13 protein-coding genes are annotated in these 23,418 nt (G+C 34.4%); 8 read left to right on the top strand and 5 right to left on the bottom strand.

The annotated features are described in order from the left end of the window. Positions 1-88: 88 nt before the first annotated feature. From ACGK9U_RS04255 to ACGK9U_RS04235, 5 genes are all read right to left on the bottom strand, one after another. On the bottom strand, positions 89-1,891 hold the full coding sequence (locus tag ACGK9U_RS04255; protein ID WP_394465117.1) for a RagB/SusD family nutrient uptake outer membrane protein: 1,803 nt from the start codon (positions 1,889-1,891) through the stop codon (positions 89-91). Between the two features lie 25 nt (positions 1,892-1,916). Beyond that, positions 1,917-5,294 (bottom strand): TonB-dependent receptor, encoded by a 3,378-nt coding sequence (locus tag ACGK9U_RS04250; protein WP_394465116.1) that lies wholly within the window; start codon positions 5,292-5,294, stop codon positions 1,917-1,919. Positions 5,295-5,473: 179 nt separating this feature from the next. Then, on the bottom strand, positions 5,474-6,667 hold the full coding sequence (locus tag ACGK9U_RS04245; RefSeq protein ID WP_394465115.1) for a FecR family protein: 1,194 nt from the start codon (positions 6,665-6,667) through the stop codon (positions 5,474-5,476). Between the two features lie 98 nt (positions 6,668-6,765). After that, positions 6,766-7,320 carry an RNA polymerase sigma factor gene (locus ACGK9U_RS04240; protein ID WP_394465114.1) on the bottom strand — a complete coding sequence of 185 codons (555 nt, stop codon included), beginning with the start codon at positions 7,318-7,320 and terminating at the stop codon, positions 6,766-6,768. 158 nt (positions 7,321-7,478) lie between these two features. Next, the gene (locus ACGK9U_RS04235; RefSeq protein WP_394465113.1) at positions 7,479-8,411 is read right to left on the bottom strand and encodes a helix-turn-helix domain-containing protein; all 933 of its coding nucleotides are present in this window, start codon (positions 8,409-8,411) and stop codon (positions 7,479-7,481) included. 349 nt (positions 8,412-8,760) lie between these two features. Between ACGK9U_RS04235 and ACGK9U_RS04230 the strand changes: the two genes are divergently transcribed. From ACGK9U_RS04230 to ACGK9U_RS04195, 8 genes are all read left to right on the top strand, one after another. Next, a complete protein-coding gene (locus ACGK9U_RS04230; protein WP_394465112.1) occupies positions 8,761-11,265 on the top strand; it encodes an L-rhamnose mutarotase in 2,505 nt (834 codons plus the stop codon). Positions 11,266-11,270: 5 nt separating this feature from the next. Beyond that, positions 11,271-13,535, top strand: a complete 2,265-nt coding sequence (locus ACGK9U_RS04225; protein WP_394465111.1) for a TIM-barrel domain-containing protein — start codon at positions 11,271-11,273, stop codon at positions 13,533-13,535. Positions 13,536-13,578: 43 nt separating this feature from the next. Further along, positions 13,579-14,334 (top strand): phytanoyl-CoA dioxygenase family protein, encoded by a 756-nt coding sequence (locus tag ACGK9U_RS04220; protein WP_394465110.1) that lies wholly within the window; start codon positions 13,579-13,581, stop codon positions 14,332-14,334. Positions 14,335-14,411: 77 nt separating this feature from the next. Next, positions 14,412-16,004, top strand: coding sequence for a sodium:solute symporter (locus ACGK9U_RS04215; protein ID WP_394465109.1), 1,593 nt, complete (start codon positions 14,412-14,414; stop codon positions 16,002-16,004). A gap of 30 nt (positions 16,005-16,034) precedes the next feature. After that, positions 16,035-16,907, top strand: a complete 873-nt coding sequence (locus tag ACGK9U_RS04210) for a hypothetical protein (RefSeq protein WP_394465108.1) — start codon at positions 16,035-16,037, stop codon at positions 16,905-16,907. Positions 16,908-17,005: 98 nt separating this feature from the next. Next, positions 17,006-18,379, top strand: a complete 1,374-nt coding sequence (locus ACGK9U_RS04205) for an MFS transporter (protein ID WP_394465107.1) — start codon at positions 17,006-17,008, stop codon at positions 18,377-18,379. Positions 18,380-18,413: 34 nt separating this feature from the next. Beyond that, on the top strand, positions 18,414-20,543 hold the full coding sequence (locus tag ACGK9U_RS04200) for an alpha-L-rhamnosidase C-terminal domain-containing protein (protein ID WP_394465106.1): 2,130 nt from the start codon (positions 18,414-18,416) through the stop codon (positions 20,541-20,543). 9 nt (positions 20,544-20,552) lie between these two features. Continuing rightward, a complete protein-coding gene (locus ACGK9U_RS04195) occupies positions 20,553-23,417 on the top strand; it encodes a glycoside hydrolase family 2 TIM barrel-domain containing protein (protein ID WP_394465105.1) in 2,865 nt (954 codons plus the stop codon). The last annotated feature ends 1 nt before the right edge of the window (position 23,418 follow it).

Genomic DNA, 23,418 nt, shown 5'->3' with positions numbered 1-23,418 from the left:
AAGGGAATGCAGCAAAATCATGTAGCATTCCCTTTTAGCTTTAGAATAAAGTATAACTCTATTCTAATTACTAACTAAACAAACTAAACTAATTTGGATATCCGGTATTTTGAGTTAATTCTGCTTCCGTATTATTTTGGATTTCAATACTAGGAATAGGATATAAATTATTGTGAGGTGCTACACTTGAACTTGAATAATGATTAAATCTTTTAGTTCTATCATAAAGTAACCCAAGTCTGTTTAATGTAATTCTTCTTGGTTCTTCTAGAAATAATTCACGAAGGCGTTCATCTAAAATAAAATCTATTGTAACATCTGAACCAGTAATTAATGAAGCATTTGCTCTACTTCTTATGGTATTAATATCTGCAGCGGCTAAATCTAAATTAGTTGCACCGCCTAATTTCATGTATGCCTCTGCTCTAAGAAGTAGTGTTTCCGGTAGCCTTACGGCATATTGATCTACAAAGTGTCGTCTAGCATTAGCATTCATTTTTGGTCCAACACCACCATAGCTGGCAATTAGATCTTTATGCTCTTGTGTTGCCAATGGTTCCTGTGCAGCAGTTAAACTACCATCGGTTAAATCTGTTGCAAAATGATTGTTTATTTGTGTTAGTTTTAAGAATACAGGATATATTAATCTATTAGAATCGTTCTCGATAGTAGCCGCATTTAAGTAAGTCTCATAAGCTAATTTACTATTGGTGCGTAAGTCTATAATTTTACCATAATGTGCTGATAAAGGATTGTCTATCCACCATTTGCGAAGTACATTGTTCTCTGAATTTCTAATGTCATTGTCATAATCAGCAGGATCCACATTCTTCCATATGCCGTGTGTAACGTGCGTACTTGGTCTAAAAAAACCTTGTCCTCTACCACCATGATACGTAGATTCATAGATAAAAGTTCTAACTCCAAGATTTTCATCTTTAGCCGTAAACCTATTATATTCTGGTCCAATTAAGCGTTCCCAAAAGTTAGCCTCACCTGATGATGCTCCATAGCCACCTAAAGTTTCATATTCAATTTGGTGTATCCAAATACCTTCAGTATTTCCTGAGTTTCGGTTTTGATTGCCTAATCGGAACAAATCCCAATATACATCACCTTGTTCATTTGCTCTAGACCCAAAGCGATTCTGCATTAGTGCATATTTTCCGCTATCAATAATCTCAGATGCATTGTCAATGGCTTTTTGATTTTCGCCAACTGAAATATACGTTTCTGCTAAAAAATGACGTGCAGCATCTTTAGTTAATCTGCCATTGGCTGCTTCATCTCCTACACTTGGTAAATTTGTTTTTGCAAATTCGAAATCATCAATCATGGCTGCTAGAACATCTGTTTTAGGAGCTCTAACATAATCTCTTTTTGCAGACGAAACCTCTTTTAATACTAGTGGGACATCGCCATATAAATAAACTAATGTTCTATAGGCCCAAGCTCTAAAAAAGCGAGATTCAGCAAGTAATCTGGTTTTAGTTGCTTCGCTGTCAATATCAGCATCAGCAATTCTGCTGATTACAGTATTGGCGTTAGAAACTATTTTGTAGGCATCGGTCCATCTTTGAGCAACATCTCCGTTGTCGGGACCAAAACCTCCATATTGAGAATATACATGTGAAGCATATTCTCTGGCTTGCCAACCAGCATCGGTGCCAAACCAAACATCCATTTCGAAAGCAGAACCTGTTGGGTCTCCAAAATAGCGTCTAGCTTGATTATATAATTGGGCAATTGCAGCTTCAAAGTTTCCTTGGGTTACATATGAATTTTCTACAGTAGCAAAATCCAATGGGGTTTCTTCTAATATTTTATCTTCATTACAACTACTAAACGCTATGAAGAGAAGCGGTAAACAAATATATTTTAAATGTTTCATGTTCTTGTTTTTTAATGTTTTTGTGTTAAAATGATAGATTTACGCCTAATGTGTAAGAACGAGTTACTGGCCTGTCGCCATAGGTAATGCGATACCCTGCCTCTGGATCTAGACCTTTCCATTTTGTCCAAGTTGCTAAGTTTTTTCCACTTGCAACCAGTGTAAGATGTTTAAGCCCTAATTTTTTGAGTATATCATCATCAAAGGAGTAGCTTAAACTAACATCTTGTAGTCTTACAAAACTTCTGTCTCTAAAAACTTTAGCTTGCCTAGTTTGATCGTAAGCATCGTATCGAAGTGAAGGATATTCTGAATTTGGATTGTCAGGTGTCCAGTAATCAACAATTACAGGCAATAGTCCGTCAATTTTTCCTTTTCCACCAGATGTCCATTGGTCAATCATCCAATAGGTGTTGTCACCTAAATAGCCATCTTTTCCACCTTGAATGGAGTTTATAAATACATTTAAATTAAGATTTTTATATCTAATATTGTTAGTTATTCCAAAGCGGTACGCAGGTTCTGTTTTTCCTAATATCACTTTGTCATCAGTACTAGAAATACCACCGCCATTTTGATCTACAAGTCTGTAAAATCCTGGTTCAGAGCCAGGAGGGATATCTGTGTCGCCTATTTGGTATATAGGGTTTACAGGGTCTATTTGATAATCAAAAATTGCCCCTAATGATTTTCCAATGAAAAAACCTGAAGAAGGTAAGTCGTCTTCAATGCCATCGCCGTTATCATCTCTACCTAAAACAGAAACCACTTCATTTTTATTAGTTGAAAAATTTACGGTTGTTGACCATTTAAAGTCATTTATTATAACATTGGTTGAATTGATAGTAAATTCCAATCCTGTGTTGTGTACTTTACCTAGGTTAGCACTAGCTTCAGAAAAACCATTTATTGATGGAATATCAATATTTATAAGAATATCTTCAGTGTTTGTATTGTAATACTCAATATTTCCACTTATTCTGTTACTCAAGAGCCCGAAATCTAAACCTAAGTTAATACCTGTAGTAGTTTCCCATTTTAAATTGGCAGCCGCAATTGTAGAGGTAAATTGACCACCAACCGTAGAGCCACCATCTCCAAAAACATACGCGTTATTTTGGTCAACTTTTGCTAATGTAGAATATCTAGGTAGTGCTCTATTACCACTTTCACCATAAGATGCTCTAAGTTTTAAGTTAGAAATTGTGTTGCTAAGAGGTTCGAAAAAATTCTCTTTAGAAATACTCCAACCTAATGCTACTGAAGGAAAAACTGCAAATTTATTATTCTTTCCAAATCCAGAAAACCCATCACGTCTTATAGTTCCTGTTATGAAATATTTGCTATCGAAATTATAATTAAGTCTACCCATTTGGTATAAGCTGCTTTCAGCTTCCGCTCCAGAGTGTACAACTTGTATTGCTCCTAAACTCAAATCGTTAAAGTCTAATATTTCATTGCTAAAGTTTGAACTGCCAACTTCAGTGCTTTCAATATATCGTTCTTCACGGCCATAAACCAAGGTTACATTTATGTTATGTATATTGTTAAATGTTTTGTTGTAAGATAAAATGTTGTCTATAGTCCAATCTTTATTAAAGAATAAATCTTTTCTAGCTTGAGACACACGATCTGGGGTTGCATATAAAAATTGATTATGTCTTCTTGTTCTGGTACTATTGTTATAGTTCATTCTATAAGATAATCCTTTTATCCAAGGAATATCAATAATGGTATACAGTGTTGTGTTTAGGTGTGTTCTTTTGTCTACATCTAAATCGTTAGCTGTAAGTAAAGCACTGGTTCCAAAACGTTCTGTTACTTTTGCAATAGGATTTCCTTGTTCATCATAAGCAGCAGCGAATGGAGAATATGTAACAGCTTCTCTGTTGAATTCTATCCCTGAGTAATCTGCAGAAGTAACAAATGAATTTGTTCCTATTTTTAACCAATTGTTTAATTTTAACTCTAAATTGATTCTGCCCGTAATCTTACTGTAATTGTCACCTATGATGACTTCTTCATTTTCTAAAAATGAACCAGATACAAAATAGTTGACATTATCATTGTTTCCCGAAATACTTAAATTATGATTGTTAACAAACCCTGATTGAGTTAATAGGTCTTGCCAGTCAACATTTGTTCCATTATTGTATCCTACAACTTCTTGCGGGTCTAAACCTGTCAATACATTGTAATTTGGATCATAATTTGGACCTTGTGGAAAAGCCGATTTCCAGTTGAATGCTCTAATTTGATTTAGATAATCTTCTCCTGAGCCATACTTCAATCTATTAGCATCCTCTTTAAAACTATAACGTGCAGAATAATTAAAAACAGGTTTGCTGCTTGCGCTACCTTTACCAGATCTTGTTGTAACTATAATAACACCGTTTGAGGCTTGTGAGCCGTAAATGGCTGTTGAACTGGCATCTTTCAAGACATCAACAGATTGTACATCGTCTGGGTTAATATCTTGAAGCGTGCCTCTAAAAATGATGCCATCAACTACTATTAATGGCGCATTAGCACTTGGGTCGCCTCCTAAATTGTTTTGTCCTCTTACGGAAAAATTTACATCGCCACCAGCTTCGGTGCTGACTCCTACATTCAACCCTGCTACAGACCCTTGTAATGATTGTACAATACTGGTGTTTCCTTGCTCTCTAAAGGTTTCTAAATCAGCTCTTGCAACAGCTCCTGTTACGTCTGATTTTTTTTGAGAACCATAACCAACAATTACAACCTCATCTAAACTAGCAGCATCTTCTTTTAAACTGATGGTTATTTGACTTTTTGCAGGGATTTCTTGAGTAGTGAACCCTATATAAGATACAACAAGAATGGAGTTTTCATTTTTAACATTTAGAGAAAACTCGCCGTCAAAATTTGTTTGTGTTCCATTTGTGGTGTTTTTTTCTAGGATGTTTGCTCCAGGTAATGGTTGCCCATTCGCATCTGTAACAGTTCCAACAACTCTAAATTCTTGTTTTGGAACAACAATTTCAATATTAGAAGGAAATGGTTTTATATAATTACTGGTTATTTTTTTGTCTTTTAAAACAACCTGTGTGTCTCTTATTTTGTAAGAAGTGTTTGTGTTACTAAACAAATTGCTTAGAACGTTTTCAATGTTAGCATCTTCTACTTTTATTGAAACTCTGCGTTTTAAATCAACAAACTTAGTATTGTAAACAAATCTGTATTCGGTTGTTGCTTCAATCTTATCAATTATTTGAGATACGGGTGTGTCCTCAACATTCAATGTTATAGTTTGTGTATAGCCTGTGTTTGCTAACATGCTAAAGAATGATACAATTGAAAAAAGAGTGGTTAATTTCATTTTTAAATCAAATTTCAGACTAGGCAGTTTTCTACCCTTTCTATCATGAATTTTTTTCATATTTTTAAATGTTTAATTAGTGATTGACTAAATTTAGTTGTCACTTTATAACTCCGGGAAATGTTGGCGCATTTTCCGGTTTTTTTATCCAAATTATTGGATATTCTAAAGTGATTTTTTTGTTGGTCTTTGTTTAAGTTTTTTAGTTTTTACTTCATATGTTGTTTTGTTTAGATTGGTTAGTTTATATATACTATGTTGTTTTTTATGCTGTATTTAATATTGAAGCTATCACTGAAATAACTTAATATTTTCTCTATGGGTTCTTCATTAAAATTGGCATTAAAAGTTTCATTTTCTAATAGTTTGTTAGTTATGATGACTTTCATATTATATTGGCGTTCTATTTTTTTAGCAATATTTTTAAATGTCATATTTCTAAAAAATAAGCCACCTTGTCTCCACGAAGTGTAAATTAGGGTGTTAACTTTTGCAGTACTTATATTTAGATTTTCTTTATTAAGAGAGCCTTTTGTTCCTGGGACTAACATAGTTCCTTCTTTCATTGTTTGAGAATCTTTGTACATCCCTACTGAGCCTTCAACTAAAACGACATCTGTATCAATATCTTCAGGATATGCCGACATGTTAAATTCAGTACCAAAAACTTCAACATTTAAATGCTCTGCATTAACTATAAAAGGGTGTTTGGCATCCTTAGCAACTGAGAAAAATGCTTCTCCATTTAAGAATACTTGACGTTTTTCTCCTTTTAAAAACTTAACAGGATATTTTAGTGAGGTACCTGCATTTAAGTGTACATTGGTACCGTCTGATAATTTAATTTCAAAACGTTTTCCGTAAGGAACTGTTAGTGTGTTGTAGGCTAAAGTTTCTTTTTTAACGTCATTACTATATACAAGTTGATGACCGTTTTGGTTTCCTATTACGTCACCTTTTTCATCAACCAGTTGTGTAGAGCCGTCTTCATTAATAATTTGAATAGAACCGTTTTCTAACTGAAGTGTGATGCTTTCTGAAGGAATAGCAACTTTTTTAGTACTTGTAAAATATCCATTTTGATAAGAATATCCTATGGCTAAAAATATAAATGCAACCGCAGCATACTTAGAAATAGTTGGTATTAATTTTATGTATTTGGATTTTGAAGCAGTTTTTTTTGATGCTTGATTTTGAGGAAGTGGGTTTTTAAGTTTTGAAACAATATTGTGCCAAGCAACATCCTTATCAAGAATTTCAGCAAATTGTATTATTCTTACCTTCTTGTAAATTTGTAAATGATCAATAAAAAACTGTTTATTTTTTGAATCTTCATGTATCCATTGTTTTAATTCATGAAATTCCTTTTCAGTTATATTTTTAGAAATATAATTTGAAATAAGTTTTAAAATATGGGAGTTGATTTGATCCATTATTGATTACTACTCATGTGTTATTTTAACTTTAATATGTGCTATATTAACTATAATAACAAAAAACCAAAAATGGGTGACAAAAGGATAATGTTTTTTTAAATAAAATGTAACAAAATGATTATTTCCATAACATTTCGAAGGTGTTTCAAGGCTCTGGAATGGTGTGTTTTAACAGTGTTAACGGAAATTCCTAGTTGAGAAGCTACTTCCTTATATTTAAGGTTGTCCAATACAATGGCTTTAAAAACTTCCTTGCATTTTTTAGGTAATGCTTCAATTTCTATATATAATTTTTTCTTTTCCTCTTCAATATGTTTAATGTCTAAGTCTTCTTCAGATATTAATTTATTGACTTGTTTTTCTATTTCAATAAATTGATATTTAGCTTTTCGTTTACTAGCCTGTAGTGTATTGTTTTTTACAGACTTGAATAAATAAGGGCCTATGGTTTCTTCAAAATTTAAGTATAACTTTTCGTCCCAAATTTTAATAAATAATTCTTGAACAATGTCTTCAGCTAGAGAAAAAGAATCGCAATACTTTAATGCATAAGTACTTAATGGAATATAATACAAATCGAATAATTCCTTAAAAGCATCTGTACTTTCAAGTTTGAGTTCTTGTAGAATTTTTAAATCATTGAACATCATAAGGTATGAGTATGTATGTTTATAAAGTTCTAGTTCGTTCTTTTGTTTATTCTAAGAAGTATTTGAATGTTTATTTGTTGTAAACTAAAAGGCTAATATTGTTATTTTAACAATAAAGCAATGTTATTTTTAAGCGATGGTCAATTTTGTAAATTGTTTTACGGCTTTTTATATTTACCAGGACTAATACCTATGCGCTGCGAAAAAGTAGAAGTGAAATGTTGTAACGATGAAAACCCACAAGCAAAAGCAATATCAGACATATTCATGTCATTATCGTTTTTTATTAAATCGATGGCTTTTTCAATTTTCAGGTTTATTATAAAACTATTTGGAGGGTAACCCGTATGCTTTTTTACTTCATAAGTAAATTTTGTTTTTCCCATGCCAAACAAGTATGCCAAATCATCAATAATCCATTTTTTGTTTATATCACTGGTGACTATTTGGGTTAACTTAATAATGAAATTATCTTCTTCCTGTATTTTTTGTTCTCTAAGTGCAAGGTGTCTGTGCAGGTCTATAAATAGATTTTCAATAATGTTGCCCACCATAATTTCAAAACCTTTTTCTTGGTTAGATAATTCTTTTTGGAGCTCAATAAAGTATTTTTTGAAAATTTTGGCTTTTTCAATAACTATAGCATTTTCATTAGTTATCATAGCTCCCAACCTTTTTTGAAACTTTTCAGACAATTTGGTCCATGTGCCAAGATTAAGTGGCGTGTCAATATCATATGCGTCGGGTTTGATAACAATCCAGTTTATTTGACCAATATCCATTTTTCCAGTAGGACTGCCATTTAACTGCCATGGTGCAGTAACCGATAAGTTGTCTGGTAAAAGTTCAATTTCATTACCATCTACAGCCCATTTGTACTTGCCGCTGTTTACAAAATGTATTTCAATACCATCATTTAAATGCGGAAGCATGCTTTCATCCATTCTAACTTTAGAAAACTTCATGCTGCCAAATTGCCTAATATAAGGGAAGTGTTTTAAAGGCCCTAAGTTATCTTGATGCCACCAAATACCTTGATTACCTGCTTTTTTTTTATTTTCAAACATATCACGGTTTGTCGGTTTTTTCATTTTAAATTATTAATGAATTATTTTAATTGAATGAACCAATAGTTATAATCTTAACTTTTTCAAAAAACTTTTATAAAATTGACCATCGCTTAAAAATACCATTATTTTATTGTTAAAATATGAATATTAGCTACCAATTAATAAAAGTTCGAAATCTGTAACGTTTCATTTTAGTGAATCACAAACTAAAATGGTGTTGTAGATAAGAATTGTATTGAACTATTGTGATGCTAAATTATTAATTCTTTATTTTATAAATATTGAAAATAACATAAAATTCTAAGTTCAACTTTGTCGGAAGCAAGCGAAAAAGTCAACAACTTATGAATTAAAGCATTAAAAATAATAAATGAGAGCAAATATTCAAAACAACTACAGGTTAACAATACTTTTACTATTTCTGGTTATTTCTTTTTCGTGTCATGCAATTGAAATATGGGTGAGTAGTAAAGGGAATGATTATAATTCTGGAACTAAAGAATCGCCTTTAGCAACGCTTCATATGGCTTTAAGAAAAGCCCGAGACATGCGTCGTTTAAATGATCCTTTAGTGAAAGATGGCATTCACATTATTTTAATGGATGGCGATTTTTATTTGGATGAACCTGTTTTTGTTAGACCAGAAGATTCTGGAACAGCAGAAAGTCCAACTATTATAGAAGCTTATAACAACGCAAAACCTATTTTAAGTGGCGGGTTACAAGTTGAAAACTGGAAAAAATCTGATTCCATAAACGGTTTGAACTCAGGTACAATTTGGGTAGCCGATGCACCAAAGAAATCAGGAAGTATTATTGACTTTAGGCAGCTTTGGGTTGACGGAAAAAAGTCGGTAAGAGCAAAAAGCACGTCTGGTGATAAAATGGATAGGATTTTATCTTGGTATAAAACCTCTCAAACCTGTTGGATTCCTTTTAATAATAAATCGGTTGCTTTTCAACCTGGGATGGAAATGCTTATCCAGCAGTGGTGGGCTATAGCCAATTTACGTATTAAGGATATTGAAGTAAAAGGCGATAGTGCAAAAGTTTATTTTGAACAACCCGAAAGCCGTATTCAAAGCGAGCACCCATGGCCAGCACCTTGGATTTCAAAAAAAACAGGTAATTCACCTTTCTTTTTGAATAATGCCTTGTGTTTATTAGATGAACCAGGCGAATGGTATTTAGATAAAGAAAACTCTAAAATTTATTATTACCCACGTGAAGGGGAAAATATGGAATCTGTAAAAGTGATGGTTCCTGTTTTAGAAAGCATATTAGAAATTAAAGGAACAATAGATGCGCCCGTACAGCATATCTATTTCAAAGGCATTTCTTTTGAATATAGCAATTGGCTGCGCCCATCGCAACAAGGTCATGTGCCTTTGCAGGCGGGTATGTATTTGTTAGATGCATATAAACTTAAAACACCTGGAACACCCGATAAGGCAGGTTTAGAGAATCAAGCTTGGATTGGAAGACCTAGAGCAGCTGTTAAGGTTAATTATGCTAATAATATTCAGTTTCAAGAATGCACATTTAAGTATTTATCATCAACAGGTTTAGATTTGCATAAAGGCACCAATAACAACTTGGTTCAAGGAAATTTGTTTAAAGATATTGGTGGAAGTGCTATAAACGTAGGTGTTTTTTCAGATGAAGCTTTCGAAACACATTTACCCTATAATCCAAAAGATGAAAGGGAAATATGTACAAACGAAACTATTGTTGATAATTTAATAACCGATGTTACTAATGAAGATTGGGGATGCGTTGGAATTAGTGCAGGTTTTGTTAAAAATATTACCATTGCACATAACGAGATTTCCGATGTGTCGTACACAGGTATTGGCTTGGGTTGGGGCTGGACAAAAACCAAAAATGCCATGAAAGGAAATAAGGTTGTGGCTAATAAAATTCATCATTACGGGAAGCGTCTATATGATACGGCGGGTATTTATACACTGTCAGCACAACCGGAAAGCGTTATTGAAGAAAATTACATTTATGATATTTACCAAAGTCCGTACCCTCACGATCCTTATCATTGGTTTTATTTATATACAGATGAGGGGTCTTCATACTTTAACGTAAAAAATAACTGGGTTCCTGCGGAAAAGTTTCTTCAAAATGCCAACGGTCCCGACAATGTCTGGCAAAATAATAATGCTTTTGTAGGCGAAACTATAAAGCAAAATGCAGGCATCAGACAGCCATATAAACATTTGCAAAAAGAAGTTGTTGTAGATGCCAATTGGACTTTACAGGAAATTCCCCATTTTGCAGCAATAGAATTAATAGGTAAAGGTTTTGATGAAGCTAAAATTAAGTCAATAGCCAAAGCAAATGGTGTTATTGATGCGCAATTGTATCAATGGAAAAACCACATGGTTTTATATGCAAAACTAAACCATATTGAACATTTAAAAAGTGAATTGGCTTTGGTATATCCAAAAGCAGAAATTAAAACATACCATACGCCCGTTTACAATTTTAGCAAGTTTGAAAGATGTGAAAACTCAGAATTGGCTTTAGAATGGGAACATATTGTATTAACCGCAAACTTGGTTGAAGATGCAAAACTTCAACAGGAATATTTAGATTATCATAAAACGCAATTTGAAGCATGGCCAGAAGTAGCGCAAGGCTTTTGTAATGCCGATTTTCAACAATTACAGGTGTTTAAAAATGGACGTCAGTTAATGTTGATTATAAGCATTCCAAAGGGCAAAACTTTAGATGAACTGAATCCAAAAACAACCGAAAACAATCCGCGTGTAAACGATTGGAATACACTCATGGCAAAATACCAAACAGGCATAAAAGGAACAAAACGAAATGAAACCTGGGTATTTTTAAATAAACTGAATTGACCTAAATGAAACAAACCAACCACCAATTTTTCGACTTTCTAGACTTCAATACCGACTTGTCTTTAGAAGAAGGTGTTTCTAGACTTTGGAAAGCCTGTAATCCAATTGATATTACCCAAAATGGATTAGGCATTGCTTTAACAGTGCCATTTCAATGCCAATTGTTATCAAATGAGATTGCTGCAGATACCTCTGTGCCAAGAAAAAATTACAAAGTCTGTTTGAGAGCTTTTGGTGAAAAAATATTAAGAGTAAGCATTGGTTTTGATACGGAGGTTTTGGAGTCGTCGCCCATGTTAGACATGGCAGATGATATTAAAGAATCAAAATTAAATATTGAAAAATCTTCAGATGAATGGCTAGTTAAAGATGTCAATGGGAAATTACGTGCTGTTTTTGATTTATCAAGTCCAGAAATAGACCATTGGAGCGACTTATTGCCAGAGCCTGATGAATCTATGAAAGCCACATTTTACCCTGATGGTAAAAAAGCAATAAGAGTTAGTGCTTACGATCAATTTTTTCCAGCACGAATGGATGCTATGTGTTTGTCATTTATTGAAAAATATGGAAAACCAAGTAAAGTATCTATATCATTTCATGCTAAACCAGACGAAAAGTTTGTAGGAACTGGCGAGCGTTTTAGCAAAATGGATTTGTCGGGAAATACCTTTCAACTAAAAAATCAAGACGGACAAGGTGTAAATAACAAACGAACTTATAAAAACATTCCGTTTTATTTATCGAGTGAATTGTACGGTCTGTTTTTGCATACATCTACCTATTGTAAATTTTCAATGGCTGATTTTTCTACCAGATCAGTTCAATTATTGGTAGAAGAACCTGTTTTAGATTTGTTTCTAATAGGTGAAGATTCACCAGAAAAAATCATATATCAATACAAACGACTTACGGGGTTTCCTAACATGCCACCGCTTTGGACTTATGGCGTTTGGATGAGTAAAATGACCTATTTTTCTGAAGAAGAAGTGAGCGAAATTTGCGATAGATTAAGAACAGAAGATTATCCTTGTGATGTCATTCATTTAGATACGGGTTGGTTTAAAACCGATTGGCTTTGTGAATGGAAATTTAATTCTGAACGTTTTCCAGAACCAGTGCGGTTTGTTTCCAATTTAAAGAAAAATGGGTATCGGGTAAGCTTATGGCAAATGCCTTACATTTCAGAAGAAGCCGAACAATATGAAGAAGCTAAAGCTAAAAATTATATAGGGGCATTAAATGGCGATGCTTTACAAGGAGGGTCTAATTTTAGCAATTTAGACTATGCCGGAACCATCGATTTTACCTATCCAAAAGCAGTAGAATGGTATAAAGGTTTATTGCGTGAACTTTTAGATATGGGAGTTGCTTGTATAAAAACCGATTTTGGTGAAGAAATTCATTTAGATGCCAATTATCATAACATGACTCCAAAATCTCTTAACAATTTATATGCCTTGCTATATCAAAAAGCCGCGTTTGAAGTAACCAAAGAAGTCACAGGAGATGGCGTGGTTTGGGCAAGAGCAGGTTGGAGTGGTTGCCAACGCTACCCAATTCATTGGGGAGGTGATGCTGCGGCATCTTGGGATGGAATGGCAGGTTCCTTAAAAGGTGGGCTTCATTTAGGTTTGTCTGGTTTCGGATTTTGGAGTCACGATGTGCCGGGTTTCCATGGTGTGCCCAATTTTATGAATTCCGTCATCCCAGACGATTTATATGTGCGTTGGACTCAGTTCGGTGTGTTTACATCACACATTCGTTATCATGGTACTTCAAAAAGAGAGCCTTATTACTATCCAAATATTGCTTCAACAATTAGAAGATGGTGGAAATTGCGTTACGCATTATTGCCTTATATTTTGCAGGAAAGCGAAAAAACAACATCAACAGGATTCCCTGTTTTAAGAGCTTTGTTAATGCAGCATCCGCAAGATAAAATGTGCTGGCATATAGACGATCAATATTATTTTGGAGCCGATTTTTTAGTAGCTCCTATGATGAATTCAGAAAATAAAAGAGATGTCTATTTACCAGAAGGCAGTTGGGTTAATTTCTTTACTGGCAAAAAAACGACTGGCGATAAATGGTTGAGAAATGTTGAAGTTCCTATGGAAGACATGCCGGTTTGGGTAAAAGAAGGTGCTACAATTCCTGTTTATCCTGAAGCTGTTAATTGTACAGACGACATGGACTTAAAAAAATCCGTAAATATTAAGATAGATACAAACTTCAAAGGCATTTGGGTGCATTTGGATTTTATATAATCAGAAAAAAATAACCATACTATAACAATTTAAAAATAAGACAATGAGTACAGTTTTAACCAATGAACAATTAAACCAATTTCAAGAAGATGGTTTTTGTATAGTAAAAAATGTGATACCACAAGAATTAATTGAACGATTACGTGGTGAATGCCAAAGATTCATAAAAGAAAAAGATGATGAAATGGACAGAAAAGGGGTTGAGGTTGATGAAATAAACCACAAAGGAAAAAGATACTTTATCGCTTTGCGCTACAAAGACAGTAAAACCATGCAAGACCTTATTTTTGGTAAGGAAATGGAGCAAATTACACGTAAAATTTTAGGAGAAGATGTGTTTTTGTTTTTAGAACAATATGTGGTAAAAGCAGCATCTAAAGAAGCCATGACTTTCTCTTGGCATCAAGATTCAGGGTATCTAGATTTTGAACACAAACCATATTTATCAATTTGGTGTCCGTTAGATGATGTTACTGAAGAGAACGGTACTGTTTATCTATTACCTTATAAAGAGGCTGGTGTAAAAGATAGGATAGATCACGTACTTCAAGAAGGAACAAACGATAAAATTGGATATTTTGGAGATAATCCAGGGATTCCAGCAGTTTTAAATGCAGGAGATGTGGCGTTATTTTCAAGTACTTGTTTCCATAGAAGTGGGGCTAATAAAACAGATAAATCTAGACGTGTATTGTTAATCCAATATTCCGCAGAACCTATATTAAAAAGTAATGGTGAACCACTTTATTGGGCAGAGCCTTTTATTAAATCTGGTGAAAATATCAATGCTTATATCTAATATAACAGAAATTTCTGTTAATTTAAATTTTAGACCAAACAACCAACTAACCAACCTAATTCAATAGACATTAACAAATGAATATATACGACCAATTAGAACTTCTTGATTTTGCAGTAGTAGGCATTTACTTAATAGTATTAATAGGAATTGGTGCTTGGATTAGCATTAGAAACAAAAGACCTGCTGACGAGAACTATTTTCTAGCTGGAAATTCCTTGAATTGGTCTAGCATCGGGTTAAATATGTGGGGCACCAATGTAGGACCTTCTATGTTAATAGCTTCAGCAAGTATAGGCTATTCTACAGGTATTGTGGCAGGTAATTTTTCTTGGTATGCCTTCATTTTTATTTTTCTATTAGCAGTTGTTTTTGCTCCAAGATATTTAGGTGCCAGAGTACAAACTTTACCTGAATTCATGGGAAAACGTTTTGGTAATTCAACTCAAAATATTTTGGCGTGGTACACCATTGTAACCGTTTTATTAAGTTGGTTGTCCCTAACATTGTTTGCAGGAGGTATTTTAATTCAACAAATACTTAATTTACCTATGTGGCTATCGGTGGTTATACTGTTACTAATCGCGGGCTTTTTTACCATGGCAGGTGGACTTAAAACCATAGCATACACCAATGTAATTCAAATGGTTTTGTTAATAATTGTGTCCTTTTCGTTAATGTGGGTTGGTTTAGATAAAGTAGGTGGCGTTAATGCGTTGTTTGATAAGACACCTTCAAGTTATTGGAACTTATTCATGCCAGCAGATGATGTTAATTACCCTTGGACAGCTATTATATTGGGTTATCCTATTATGGGTGTTTGGTTTTGGTGTACAGATCAATCTATGGTACAATCGGTATTAGGTGCAAAAAGTGTTAAGCAAGGACAGTTAGGAGCTAATTTTACGGGATGGCTTAAAATTATTGATGTCCCTTTATTTATTTTACCGGGAATTATGTGCTTTATATTGTTTCCTAATTTATCAAATCCAGATGAAGCATATATGACTATGGTAACCGAATTGTTTCCAACAGGAATGAAAGGATTGGTTATGGCAGTTCTTATTGCGGCATTGGTAAGTACAATCGATTCGGCTTTAAACGCGTTAAGCACTGTGTTTACAATGGATATTTATGTTAAAAAATTTAAGCCCGATGCTAGTCAGAAACGAATCGTTAAAGTAGGTCACATGGTTACTGTAACAGGAGCGATCTTATCCATATTTATTACTATGGCAATAGACAGTATAAAAGGACTTAATTTGTTCGATGTATTCCAGTCAGTATTAGGCTTTATTGCACCTCCAATGTCGGTCGTGTTTTTGTTTGGTGTTTTGTGGAAAAAAACAACCACAAAAGCGGCTAATAGTATTTTAACATTTGGAACATTACTTAGTTTAACGGTTGGCGTTATGTACCTTTGGATATTTCCTAACGACCCAACATCAGGGGTTAAAATCTGGCCTCATTTTTTACTGTTGTCCTTTTATATTTTCGTATTTCTATCTGTTTTAATAGTAATTATTTCATATTTAGACAAAGAAAGCAATCCGTATAAAAGCACTTTAGATTATAGTACATTAACCAAAGTATCTCCAAAAGTAAAAATACTTTGGGGAATACTTATTGTTACAATGATGGCATTGTATCTGTTCTTTAACGGACATTAATAGCCCTTTAATTCAATAAAATAATTAAAAATGATAAAGAACACGAACGATGGGAGTCATAATCCACCATCATTACGTATAGATATAAATTATGGTACTTGTGAAGATTTACCTTCATTTTCTAAAGGTCCAAAAGGAAGTGATTGGGAAAAGCATAAAGCAATAGCCGAAGCAGGTTTTGGTGGTATTCAAGATGGCAATCCCGAATTGTGTAAAGAATTCAATTTACAGCTAACCGCACATGCACGGGTAAATAAAGTAGGCGATTTAAAAGATTTATTACCTTTATGGAAATCGTTAAACTATAACTGTGCAACGGTGCATTTAGGCTGGGGCATGGAATCGGATGCAGAAATGGATGCTTTGGTTCATTATATCAAAGAGAGTTCAGAAGCGATAGATATGCCCATTTACATAGAAACACACCGTGCTACCATAACGCAAGATTTGTTCAGAACAGTTGAGTTAACAAAACGATTTCCGGAAATTCGTTTCAATGGCGATTTTTCACATTGGTACACAGGTCAGGAAATGGTGTATGGCGGTATAGAAAACAAATGGGATTTTATTCAGCCAGTATTTGATAGAGTTCGATTTATGCATGGTCGTATAGGAAATCCAGGATGTATCCAAGTAGATGTTTCTGATGATAAAAATCTAAGTTATGTCGAACATTTTAAAGACATGTGGAAACGCTCATTTTTAGGCTTTTTAAAAACGGCAAAGCCAGGAGATTACATCTGTTTTACGATTGAATTATTAAAAGCCGAAATTTTTTATGCCAGAACAGTTGTTTCCTCTGATGGAAGCGAACAGGAAGAAGGCGACCGTTGGCAACAGGCTTTACTTTATAAAGATATTATTCAACAATGCTGGGAAGCCGCTCAAAAAGAATTAAATTAATAAATTCAAAATATGTGTGATAAGGGAGTGAAATTAATCGTCAATTTTTTGGCTACTGTTCTATTTTCAAAACGCACTATAAATATTAAATAAAAAAAATGGAACAAAAAGAAGGAAGTTTAAAAAGTACGATCGCTGTATCGCTTACTAATTATCTTGATGCTGGCGCAATTGTGGCCGGAGCAAGTGGATTGACGCTTTGGCAAAATTACCTCGGACTTACAGAAGGGAATCTTGGCTGGCTTAATGCCATTAGCGCCAACTGTTTCGGTGCTGCAATAGGCGCGATTATTGGTGGTTTTCTTGCCGACAAATACGGACGAAAAACGATTTATACCTACAATATGCTTGTGTATATGTTGGGGGTAGCCATTATTATTTTTACGGTAAATTTTCCAATGCTGTTGACTGGATTTTTGATTACAGGCATATCGGTAGGAGCTGGTGTCCCTGCCTCGTGGACTTATATTTCTGAAAATTCTGAAGTTGGTAATCGTGGGCGCAATATGGGTATTTCTCAGGTTGCTTGGGGCGTTGGTCCAACAATTATTTTAATTTTAGGAATGTTGCTTGCTCCAGGTAAAGTAGGTGCATCAGCTGGTGCTTTATTCAGTTATGTGCAAAAAATAGCAGAATTCTTTATAGGGAACGAAGCAAGTCTTGAAGCAGTAAATGTATTCAGTAGCCGTCTTATTTTTGGCACGTTGTTTATGGTAGCATTTATCGCATGGAACCTGCAACGAAAACTTAATGAGTCTGAAGATTGGAAAGAAGCTAAGGAGAAGCAAAAGCAAAGCAATGAGAAACAGCCGAGTGTTTTTGCATCATTTGGGACACTTTTTACCAATAAGGTAAATATTCGTACCATGGTTTTTCTTGCAGGTATTTATGTTACCTGGAACATGGTAGCTTCTGTAATGGGCTTCTTTCAACAACATATTTATGAAACTGCAGGAGGTCTTTCAAACGAAGATGCTAATATGGTATCAGCCGTACAATGGCTTATAATTATTGCAGTTACTTATTTCGCATTCTCCATGTTGGTTGATAAAGTAAATCAACGTTGGCTGTATTTTATTGGCACGTCCATAGGAATTATTGCTTGGGGGATCCTCATCTTTATTGGCATTAAAAATTATATAGCATTATGGGCTTTTACTGTTCTTTGGGGTATTCATGCTGGGCTTAGTGTGCAAGCTTTTTATGCACTTTGGGCATCAGAACTCTTTCCTGCCAAATATCGTGCAGCGGCACAAGGTATTATGTTCTTTGTTGTTAGAGCTATAGCGGCAGTATGGGGATTTGGGTTTGTTTATATATATGGGGAAAACGGAGAAGGATTTCATATGGCGGCAAACATTATGATAACATTACTCTTTATTGCTTTGGTAATCGGTACTATCTGGACACCAAAAACTCGCGGTAAAACATTGCAACAAATAACAGAAGAAAGATACGGAGACGATATTTAAAACAGAATTTATAGTATCATAAAAAATTAAACAAATGGATAAATCTTATTTACCGAATGCCTCTTCTACTTCAACTTGGATTTGGTACCCGGGCGATTTCGAAATTTGGTTGAGCAATAAAATGCAAGTTCGGCGTACCGAACGGGAGGCGGTTTTTCCACCGCTTTGGCAATATTACAGTCCTTACCCTTTGGTTACTTTTCAAACAGAAGTAGATATTCCAGAGCCTGATGAGGTAAAAATTTACTCCGAAGGTTCTTTTCAATTACTTTTAGACGATATCCAAATTTATGGACAACCAAAATCAATTTTAATACCGTCTGGGAAGCACAAAATTTCTTTTAAAGTATTCAATCAAGAAGTGTTGCCAGCAATTTATATAGATGGGAAATACATAAAATCAGATGCAACTTGGATAGTAACCAATGAGGATAAACTCTGGATTGATGAAGCAGGAAGAGCACAACAATCGGGCACACCTTGGTTACCTGTTGGTTCTTGGAATTTTGACTCACCAGAGCATAAACCTTCAGAGTTTAGATTGGCAACCGAGCCTTGGAATGCCAAAAGTACCGAAAAGGTAAACGGTAGTGAATTAGTAGATTTTGGAAAAGAAACTTTTGGTTATATAAAAATTCATGGTTTAAAAGGAAAAGGCAAATTAGCCTTGTATTATGGGGAATCTCGTGAAGAAGCCTTAGATTCAGCCAAATGTGAAACCTTAGATTACCTTCATTTTGATGGCAATCAATCAGAAACCTATACACACGATAAATCGAAAGCATTTAGATATGTTCAAGTACAAGCCGATGCTACAGTGCTATATGATTCCATATCGATGCTTTATGAATATTTACCATTGGAGTATCGTGGTGCTTTTAAATCTTCAGATGATTTATTAAATGAAATTTGGGATGTTTCGGCGTACACAATGCATTTAACAACGCGTGAGTTTTTTATAGATGGTATAAAACGTGATCGTTGGATTTGGTCTGGTGACGCTCATCAGAGTTATTTAATGAATTATTATTTGTTCTATGATTCGCCATCTGTGGAACGAACTTTGCTGGCACTTCGAGGTAAAGAACCAGTGACTGCGCACATCAATATTATTATGGATTATTCGCTCTATTGGTTTGTAGGTATTTACGATTACTATTTATATACGGGCGATACGAAATTCATTGAAACCTTTTATCCAAGAATGAAAACGCTTATGGAGTTTTGCTTAGGTAGAAGAAATAAAAATGGATTTTTAGAACCTTTAGAGGGAGATTGGGTGTTTATTGATTGGGCTGATGGCTTACCAAAAACGGGTGAGGTTAGTTTTGAACAAATGTTGTTGGCCAGAAGTTTAGAAGCCATGGCAGTAAGTGCAAAGATTGCAGGAGCATCAGAAGATGAAAAACAGTACCAGCAATTAGCAAAAGATTTAAAAGAACAATTGTTTGATGTCTTTTGGGATAAGAATGAAAATGTCATGAAACACCAACGGATTGATGGTGAAGTGCAAGATATCGTAACCCGATACGCCAATATGTTCGGAATCTTTTTCAACTATTTTGATGAAGAACAAAAACAAAGCGTAAAAAATAAAGTATTGTTGAATGATGACATCCTAGAAATCACCACACCTTATATGAGATTTTATGAGTTAGAAGCACTTTGCGCTATGGGGGAACAGGAGTTTGTGTTAGATGAAATTCGCGATTATTGGGGAGGTATGTTAAGAGAAGGAGCGACTTCTTTCTGGGAAAAATACGATCCAAAACAAGGTGGAAAGGAACATTTAGAAATGTATGGACGCCCGTACGGAAAAAGTTTATGTCATGCTTGGGGGTCAAGTCCTATTTACTTGTTTGGTAAATATTATTTAGGTGTAGAACCTACTGCTCCAGGTTATTCGGAATATGTGATAAAACCAAATTTAGGAGGTTTAAAATGGATGGAAGGCAAAGTACCAACACCTAATGGTTCTGTTGATGTTTATTGCAGCACCAATGAAATAAAAGTAAAATCTTCAGAAGGAGAAGGGACTTTAATCATAAATAGCCAAAGCAAGCCAAAAACAAATTTGGGTACAATTACACAAGTGGATAAAAACAAGTATCAGTTAGCACTAGAGGCTAATAAAGAATATCAAATTCAATACAAAGCATTATAATTAAAAGGAATGAGCAAATTTATTTACAGATTATCTATTCTCTTGGCAGTTGTCAGTTTTTCGGCAAAAGCTCAAAATGCAGAAACTCAAATTCAGTATTTATCAGGAAAAGGTTATCAAGACACCAAAGAGTGGGAATTTAAAATTTCAGACGGAAGAAAAAGCGGAGAATGGTCTACCATTAATGTGCCTTCTGTTTGGGAGCAAGAAGGATTTGGAAAATATCAATATGGAATTCGTTTTTACGGAAAACCTTTTCCAGAAGGAATTGCTGATGAGGTAGGAGAATATAAGTATACGTTTGAGGTTCCAAAAGCATGGGAAAACAGACGTGTAAAAATTGTTTTTGATGGTTCTATGACGGATACAAAAGTTAGAATTAACGGACGTTCGGCAAGTGATGATGAACATCAAGGCGCTTTTTATAGATTCAAATATGATATCACAGATTTATTAAAATTTGGAAAGAAAAACGAGTTGAGTGTTGTGGTAAGCAAAGAGTCCAAAAATGCCAGTGTTAATTTGGCTGAAAGACGTGCAGATTACTGGAATTTTGGCGGAATTTTCCGTCCAGTATTTTTAGAAGCCTTGCCAACAACACATATCAATTATACATCGTTAAAAGCAGAAGCTGATGGAACGTTTGAAGCCAATGTGTTTTTAGGAAATGCGGCTTCAAATGTACGAGCAGAGATAACTGTGTTGGATACAAACGGGAAAAAAGTAGGAAATACTATTAAGGCTTATATTGTAGGTAGCGGAGATAAAATTCACTTATCAGGAAGTTTTAAAGACATCAGACAATGGACAGCAGAAACGCCTAACCTTTATAAGGCAGAAATAGCTATTTATAAAGGAAAAGAATTGTTGCATACCATTTCAGAATCTATAGGATTTAGGACCATTGAAATCAGAAAAGGAGATGGAGTTTATGTCAACGGTCAACGTGTGTTGATGAAAGGAGTAAACCGCCATAGTTTTTGGCCTGAATCTGGTAGAACTTTAAACAAAGAATTAAACTATGCAGATGTTCGTTTGATCAAAGAAATGAACATGAATGCAGTGCGTTTATCTCACTATCCACCAGACCCTGAGTTTTTACAAGCTTGTGATGAACTTGGATTGTATGTTATGGATGAGTTAGGAGGATGGCATGGTCATTACGATGATGCTGTAGGGAAAAAGTTGGTGAAAGAAATGGTTACTCGTGATTTAAATCACCCAAGTATTATTTTTTGGTCTAACGGAAATGAAGGAGGTTGGAATACTAATTTAGACAATCAGTTTGATATCTGGGATTTGCAAAAACGTCCCGTGTTGCATCCACAACAAGAGCATAATGGGGTAGAAACCATGCATTATCGATCTTATGGGGAGACTTTAGAATATTTTAGAGATGATAATATTTTTATGCCAACAGAATACCTTCATGGATTGTATGATGGTGGTCACGGAGCTGGTTTTGATGATTATTGGGAAATTATGAGAAAACATCCTAGAGGAGCAGGAGGTTATCTTTGGGTATTTGCGGATGAAGGAATTGCTCGTACCGATCAGGATGGAAGAATTGACAATCAAGGCAATTATGGAGCCGATGGAATTGTAGGGCCACATCACGAAAAAGAAGGTAGTTTCTTTACTGTGAAAGAAGTTTGGTCTCCGGTGATGATTATGGAAAAACCAATCTTATCAAAAGATTTTGATGGAACGTTTACTTTAGAAAATCGTTACGATTTTACCAATACAAACACTTGTGCTTTTGAATATGAGTTGGTGAATTTTAGCTCTCCTTTAAATGGAAAAGTAGAACGAAAAACGATTGAAAAAGGAAAAATTCCATCGCCAAATATTCTACCTCATGGTAAAGGAGAATTAAAATTGAACTTACCAAACAATTGGAAAGATGCTGATGTGTTGTATGTAAAAGCAACTAATAAAAATGGTCATGAATTATGGACTTGGGATTTTACTTGGGACAAAACAACAGAAGTTAAAAAACAAGTTTCAGGAAAAGTAGATATACAAGAAACAGCAGAAGCTTATATTATTAAAGCTGATAAATCTGAAATTAAAATTGATAAAACATCAGGGAAATTAGTGGAGGTGATCCAATCTGGAAAAACAATTAGTTTAACCAATGGGCCAAAAATAATCATGGCTCGTAGAGGGGATAGAACTTTAGATGGCACCATCAATCCAGATTTCTTAAAAGGAGAAGATCGTATTTATAAGGAGTTTTCTTGTTGGGATGAAGAAGTAAATTGTTCTGAAAATTTATTGAATATAGAAGCAAAACATGAAAATGGAAAAGTAGTGGTTACCGCTAATTATCACGGAATTCTTCAAAAAGTAGTTTGGACAATCAATTCCGATGGATTGATTCAACTAGACTATGAATATGAATACAACGGTGTGGTTGATTTAGCGGGAATGTATTTTGAATATCCTGAAGAAAAAATGAGAGCTAAAAAATGGTTGGGTGATGGACCTTATAGAGTTTGGCAAAACCGTTTAAAAGGAACCACTTTAGATATTTGGGAGAACGATTATAACGATCCTATTCCAGGAGAATCATTCAATTATCCTGAGTTTAAAGGATATTTCAACAATTGGCATTGGGCAGAATTTACTACTGAAGAAGGACAAATTTATATTGAGAATAAAGATACGGATACTTATTTAGGTGTGTATTCACCACGCGATGGACGTGATGCTTTATTGTACACCATCCCGAATACTGGAATTGCTGTTTTAGATGTTATTCCACCAGCAAGAAATAAAGTAAATGCTACAGATTTGGTAGGGCCTTCATCGCAACCTAAATGGTTAAGTGGTTTGCAAAAACGTACGATTTATTTAAAGTTTAAAAAATAAC

The sequence above is a fragment of the Mariniflexile sp. HNIBRBA6329 genome (assembly GCF_043558645.1).
In the GTDB taxonomy this organism is placed as follows: domain Bacteria; phylum Bacteroidota; class Bacteroidia; order Flavobacteriales; family Flavobacteriaceae; genus Mariniflexile.
Note: the sequence above shows the minus strand (reverse complement) of the source record. Positions and strands in the feature narration are given on the sequence as shown.

Coding starts and splice junctions, on each gene's coding strand:
- ACGK9U_RS04235 (WP_394465113.1), bottom strand. CDS start 8,411: ATGAAAAAACCGACAAACCGTGATATGTTTGAAAATAAAAAAAAAGCA.
- ACGK9U_RS04205 (WP_394465107.1), top strand. CDS start 17,006: ATGGAACAAAAAGAAGGAAGTTTAAAAAGTACGATCGCTGTATCGCTT.
- ACGK9U_RS04215 (WP_394465109.1), top strand. CDS start 14,412: ATGAATATATACGACCAATTAGAACTTCTTGATTTTGCAGTAGTAGGC.
- ACGK9U_RS04230 (WP_394465112.1), top strand. CDS start 8,761: ATGAGAGCAAATATTCAAAACAACTACAGGTTAACAATACTTTTACTA.
- ACGK9U_RS04245 (WP_394465115.1), bottom strand. CDS start 6,667: ATGGATCAAATCAACTCCCATATTTTAAAACTTATTTCAAATTATATT.
- ACGK9U_RS04195 (WP_394465105.1), top strand. CDS start 20,553: ATGAGCAAATTTATTTACAGATTATCTATTCTCTTGGCAGTTGTCAGT.
- ACGK9U_RS04240 (WP_394465114.1), bottom strand. CDS start 7,320: ATGATGTTCAATGATTTAAAAATTCTACAAGAACTCAAACTTGAAAGT.
- ACGK9U_RS04255 (WP_394465117.1), bottom strand. CDS start 1,891: ATGAAACATTTAAAATATATTTGTTTACCGCTTCTCTTCATAGCGTTT.
- ACGK9U_RS04250 (WP_394465116.1), bottom strand. CDS start 5,294: ATGAAAAAAATTCATGATAGAAAGGGTAGAAAACTGCCTAGTCTGAAA.
- ACGK9U_RS04220 (WP_394465110.1), top strand. CDS start 13,579: ATGAGTACAGTTTTAACCAATGAACAATTAAACCAATTTCAAGAAGAT.
- ACGK9U_RS04210 (WP_394465108.1), top strand. CDS start 16,035: ATGATAAAGAACACGAACGATGGGAGTCATAATCCACCATCATTACGT.
- ACGK9U_RS04225 (WP_394465111.1), top strand. CDS start 11,271: ATGAAACAAACCAACCACCAATTTTTCGACTTTCTAGACTTCAATACC.
- ACGK9U_RS04200 (WP_394465106.1), top strand. CDS start 18,414: ATGGATAAATCTTATTTACCGAATGCCTCTTCTACTTCAACTTGGATT.